Annotated in this window: 3 protein-coding genes; all 3 read right to left on the minus strand. The window is 56.5% G+C overall.

Going from position 1 to position 5,645, the window contains the following annotated elements:
* Positions 1–1,564 (minus strand): leucine-rich repeat protein (locus TRESADRAFT_RS00160; RefSeq protein ID WP_002701673.1); only part of this gene is annotated, 1,564 nt, incomplete at its 3' end.
* Between the two features lie 31 nt (positions 1,565–1,595).
* Positions 1,596–3,254 (minus strand): leucine-rich repeat domain-containing protein, encoded by a 1,659-nt coding sequence (locus TRESADRAFT_RS14730; RefSeq protein ID WP_002701674.1) that lies wholly within the window; start codon positions 3,252–3,254, stop codon positions 1,596–1,598.
* 104 nt (positions 3,255–3,358) lie between these two features.
* Positions 3,359–5,645, minus strand: a 2,287-nt coding sequence (locus tag TRESADRAFT_RS14735; RefSeq protein WP_002701676.1) for a leucine-rich repeat domain-containing protein, incomplete at its 5' end; no start/stop codon positions are given.

Consider the following 5,645-nt stretch of genomic DNA (forward strand, 5'->3'; position numbering starts at 1 on the left):
TGGGAATGACCACGGAGGTAAGCGAGTCGCAGCCTCTGAACGCCTCCTCGCCGATTTTCGTAACGCTTTCGGGAATTTCCACCGCCGCAAGTGCCTTGCAGCCTCTGAACGCCTCCTCGCCGATTTCCGTAACGCTTTCGGGAATGACCACGGAGGTAAGCGAGTCGCAGCCCTTGAACGCCTCCTTGCCGATTTTCGTAACTCCCTCCGGAATGATGACCTCGCCTTCTGCCTTGCGGTCGCAGTCCGTAAGAACGCCGCCATTAATCGTGAGCCACTTGCTGCTGCCGTTGTCCTTTGGGGAACTTTCTTTTTGCGCTTCCGCTTTGGGTGCGCTCTCCGCCGCCGCTTCTGCTTTGGGTGCGCTCTCCGCTTTGGGTTCGGGAGTTGCCGCCGCACCCACTTTCGTGCCGCATTCAGGACAGAACTTTGCGCCCGCCGAGAGTTTTGTGCCGCACTGTGCGCAGAACACCTCGCGCACAACCTTCGTTCCGCACTCCGGGCAGAACTTCGCGCTGTCAGCCAAGTCAGCGCCGCAATTTGTACATTTTATTGTAAACTCCTTTTGCCGCAGATTATGCCCTGCGGCGGGCGGTGTTTCTTCTTTGCGCTCTTCTTCCTCTGTGCTGGAATCCTCGTTCAGAAACGGATGGGGCATTTCTTTTATCACGCGAATCATACGCGCAACAAGCTCCCTTTTTGTCTTAGCCTCGCCCGCACCGTCGGAACCCTTGGCAGCTATGGCGGAAATATTTTCGTTCCCGTTTTTGCCTTTTTCTGCGGCTTCCCACTTTTTGCCTTTTTTTACGGCTTCCCACTGTTCTGCCGTACCGTTGAAGGTTTTCGATGTAAGCGATTCGCAGTCGAATGCATGCTCGCCGATTTTCTTGACACTTGCGGGAATTGTTACGGAAGAACAGTTGGCAAAAGCCCTATGTCCGATTTCTTCCACGCCCTCCGGGATGTCTATTTCCGTAAGCCCTGAAGAGCCGAACGAATCCCTGCCGATTTTTTTGAGTTTGCCGCCCTTTGCAAATGTTACGGAAGTGAGCGCGGGACAGCAATCAAACGCCTCCTCCCCAATCTCTTCCAGCGATTTAGGGAATGTGACGCGCTTGAGCTGTTCACATAGAAAGCACGCTTTTTTTGCGATAAACAGCGTTCCCTCCCGCACGGCAAGGACGCGCACGGTTCTGTCAACCTCAACAAGCGTACTTTTGTCCACGCTGTAGTACGCGCCGTCAATGTATATGAACTTTTCAAGCTTTGCCTTATGCTCGCGGCGTTCCTTCTCGTCATAGAACGCTTTTTTGCAGTCTGTGTCGCAGAAGTAACCGTCCGCAGTGGCTATATCGTCGCATTTATCCTTTATAAGCTTTGCCCCGCAATACGCGCAAACAACAACTTCCGGCGGCTCCTCTTCCCTATAGAACGCATCATAATGACCCTCACAACAGAAAACGCGGTTGTCACTGCTATAATCTCCATAAACGCCATGTTCTACTTTTTGCCAGTAGGTGCCATAAAAATGCCTTCCGCAATATGAACAAACCATATAGCTCATACTAAAATCTCCTTTGCGCTTTTTGCGCCGTTTATACCAAACCGCTTTCCGCAGTCTGTTTCCGTTTTGTCCTGAAAAGCCGCGCCCTGCCGTCCGCGCACTTCACGCTCTTTGCGGGAACGTCCTCGTGCCAGTCGCGGCTTTTCTCCACGGCTTTCCACTGCGCCACAGTCCCGCCGAACTCCACCGACGCAAGCGACTCGCAGCCAGAGAACGCCCCGTAGCCGATTTCCGTGACGCTGGACGGAATCCCTACCGACGCAAGCGCCGTGCAGCCCTCGAACGCATACCCGCCGATTCTCGTAACGCTTTCGGGAATGACCACCGACGCAAGAGCCGCGCAGCCATTGAACGTCTCCTCGCCGATTTCCGTAACGCTTTCGGGAATGACCACGGAGGCAAGAGCCGCGCAGCCATTGAACGCATACTCGCCGATTTCCGTAACGCCCTCGGGAATGACGATTTCGCGCGCTTGGCTTGCGCAGTATTGCACTTTGCCGTCCTTTATCGCCACACCGCCCTTTATCGTAAGGCACGGGTGCGAAAGTTCCGTGATGTTGCAGCCATCGAACGCCCACTCGCCGATTTCCGTAACGCTGTCGGGAATGACCACCGACGCAAGCGCCGCGCAGCCAGAGAACGCCCACCTGCCGATTTTCGTAACGCCCGCGCCAATGACCACGGACGCAAGCGACGTGCAGTCCTTGAACGCACGACTGTCGATTCTCGTAACGCTGTCGGGAATGACCACCGACGCAAGAGCCGCGCAGCCACTGAACGCCCTCTCGCCGATTTCCGTAACGCTCTCGGGAATCACGACCGATGAAAGCGACGTGCAGCCACTGAACGCCCACCGATTGATTTCCGTGACGCCCTCGGGAATCACAAGATAGACGGGTTCAGCATTCTTTTTCTTTACGCTTCCGTCCTTTGATACGGTGATGTACTTTCTGCTTGCGTCTGGCAGGTCGTTCGCCTTCGCATACTCCCGAAGCTCCGCTGCCGTGGCGTTGTTTGCCGCCTTGTCCAACAGAACGGGAAGCGTCTGCATCCACTTTTGGACTTTGGAGTTTGCAAGGCAGAGTTCCATGCCGCCGTCCTTTGCAGGAATGACGATGAAGCACTCCTTTTCTTTCTTTCTGACATGCACGTTCGTAACAGGATGTGCCTGAACAATCGAGTCGAGTACCGCGCCCGCGCTTGCAAGCTGCACCTCCTTGATTTTCTCCTGCTTTGCCTCTTCCTTTGCGGCGTTTGCCACGAGTATGACCTTCTTCGTCTTTCCAGTCGCGTCGTAGAGTTTCCTCGTCTTTTCGTTGAACGGAAACAAGGGGGAAGCCGACGTTATGATTTCCACAGCATCGCAGCCCTTGAACACATCTTTCCCGATTTCTTCGAGCGTGGATGGAAGCGAAATCGACTTCAGCGACTTGCAGCGAAAGAACGCATAACCGCCGATTTTTTTGACGCCCTCGGGAATCACAACGGACGAAAGCGACGTGCAGTCCTCGAACGCCTTGTAGCCGATTGCCGTAACGCTTTCTGGAATGACCACCGACGCAAGCGACGAGCAGCCCTCGAACGCCCCCACGCCGATTGCCGTAACGCCCGCCGGGATTACCGCTTCTTTCACGTCTTTAGGGCAACTCGTAATCACCCCATACTCGTTTGGCTTTACTGTTCTCGCCATATAATTTCTCCTTGCGCTTTCCGCGCTTTGACAACGCCGCCCGCAGCGGGTCGCAGGATTCCGACCTCGTTAGACGCCCGTATGCGCCTCCTGCCGCGCCGCCCCTACAGCCGCGCCTCGCCGTCCGAGCACTTTACAGTCGTTGCGGGAGCGTCATTGTCCCAAGCGAAAATACCTTTTTTCACCGATTTCCACTGCGCCATAGTCCCGCCGAACTCCACCGACGAAAGCGACTCACAGCCCTCGAACGCCTGCTTGCCGATTTCCGTGACGCTTGACGGAATCACAACCGACGAAAGCGACTCGCAGAACCAGAACGCCTGCTTGCCGATTTCCGTGACGCCCTCGGGAATTGTCACGCTCGTCGCATTTCTGTCGAGGCATTCCAAGGCGACACCGTTCTCAACATGGACAACAAGCTTCTGCCATTCGCCGTCAGCGCACTTCACGCTCTTTGCGGGAACGCCCCCGTGCCAGTCGTCGCCTTTCTCCACGGCTTCCCACTGCGCCACAGTCCCGCCGAACTCCACCGACGCAAGTGCCGTGCAGCCACCGAACGCCTGGTCGCCGATTTCCGTAACGCCTTCGGGAATGACCACGGAGGCAAGCGACGTGCAGCCAGAGAACGCACTCCTGCCGATTGCCGTAACGCCAGCAGGGATTTCCACCGCCGCAAGCGACTTGCAGCCCTTGAACGCATAACCGCCGATTTCCGTAACGCCGTCGGGAATGACGATTTCGCGTGCTTGGCTTGCGCAATATTCCGCCACGCCGTCCTTTATCGCCACACCGCCCTTTATCGTAAGGCACGGGTGCGAAAGTTCCGTGATGTTGCAGCCCTTGAACGACTCCTTGCCGATTTCCGTAACGCTTTCGGGAATGACCACCGACGCAAGCGCCTTGCAGCCCTTGAACGCCTCACTGCCGATTTCCGTAACGCTTTCGGGAATGACCACGGAGGCAAGCGACTCGTAGCCTCTGAACGCCCACTCGACGATTGCCGTAACGCCGAACAGTTCCGCGCTCCTCACGTCCCTGGAGAAAATGGAATGCCACGTCCAGCCTTGCCACACATAGCCGTGGCCGTACGCTTTCACCTTGCCCTTGCAGAACAGGCGCACCGTCTTGTCCGCGCCCGCCTTGAGCGTCAGGTTCTCCGCCTTTTTCGCGGGGATTTCTGCGAGCGGAAGTTTGTTTTTCAAAAGCGCGTCGTATATTTCCCTGCCGCTCTTCGTGCTGTCGGAGAGTATTTCTGCTGCCTTTTTCGCCTTGTCCATCCACTTGCTGCTGTCCGCGCCCAGCTTGAACACAGCGTTGTTTTCCGCAATCTGCACGAGGACGACCGTTCCCGCCTTTGTGCTTGCAAGAATCTCGAACGAAGAATCCGCCTTGTCCTTTAAGAGCGAGCCGATGAATGCGTCCGCGCTCACCTGCTGGATTTGCCTGATTTTCTCGGTCTTCGCTGTTTCAAGCGCGAGTGCCTTGACGTGCGCCTTGAGCCTTGAACTGCGCTTGACCGCCTTGTACGCCGCACTCCCCTCCGTGCAGACAATCTCGCAGTCCTCCGGCAAGTCCTTGAACCAGTCGGCATTCACTTTCGCAAGGTTATCGGCAAGCGTTACCGTCTTGAGTGCCTTGCAGTAGTTGAACGCCCCCTCGCCGATTTCCGTTACGCTGTCGGGAATGACCACGGACACAAGCGCCTTGCAGCCGCTGAACGCACAGACGCCGATTTTCGTAACGCCCTCGGGAATTTCCACCGACGCAAGTGCCGTGCAGTCATCTAACGCACAGACGCCGATTGCCGTGACGCTTGACGGAATCTCCACCGACGCAAGCGCCGCGCAGCCTCTGAACGCATACTCGCCGATTTCCGTAACGCCCTCGGGAATGACGATTTCGCGCGCTTGGCTTGCGCAGTATTGCACTTTGCCGTCCTTTATCGCCACACCGCCCTTTATCGTAAGGCACGGGTGCGAAAGTTCCGTGATGTTGCAGCCATTGAACGCCCACTCGCCTATTTCCGTAACGCTTTCGGGAATGACCACGGAGGAAAGAGCCGCACAGCCATAGAACGCCCCATCGTAGATTCCCGTAACGCTCGACGGAATCTCCACAGACGAAAGCGGCGTGCAACCAGAGAACGCATACTCGCCGATTTCCGTAACGCCCTCGGGAATGACCACCGACGCAAGCGCCGCGCAGTCTCTGAACGCATACTCGCCGATTTCCGTAACGCTTTCGGGAATGACCACGGACGCAAGCGACGTGCAGCCATAGAACGCCCATTTGCCGATTTCCGTAACGCTGTCGGGAATGACCACGGACACAAGCGCCTTGCAGCCAGAGAACGCACTCCCGCCGATTTCCGTAACGCTGTCGGGAATGACG

Source organism: Treponema saccharophilum DSM 2985 (assembly GCF_000255555.1).
GTDB classification, from domain to species: domain Bacteria; phylum Spirochaetota; class Spirochaetia; order Treponematales; family Treponemataceae; genus Treponema_D; species Treponema_D saccharophilum.

Excerpts from the sequence above, each read along its gene's own strand:
- TRESADRAFT_RS14730 (WP_002701674.1), bottom strand. The coding sequence starts at position 3,254 with ATGGCGAGAACAGTAAAGCCAAACGAGTATGGGGTGATTACGAGTTGC.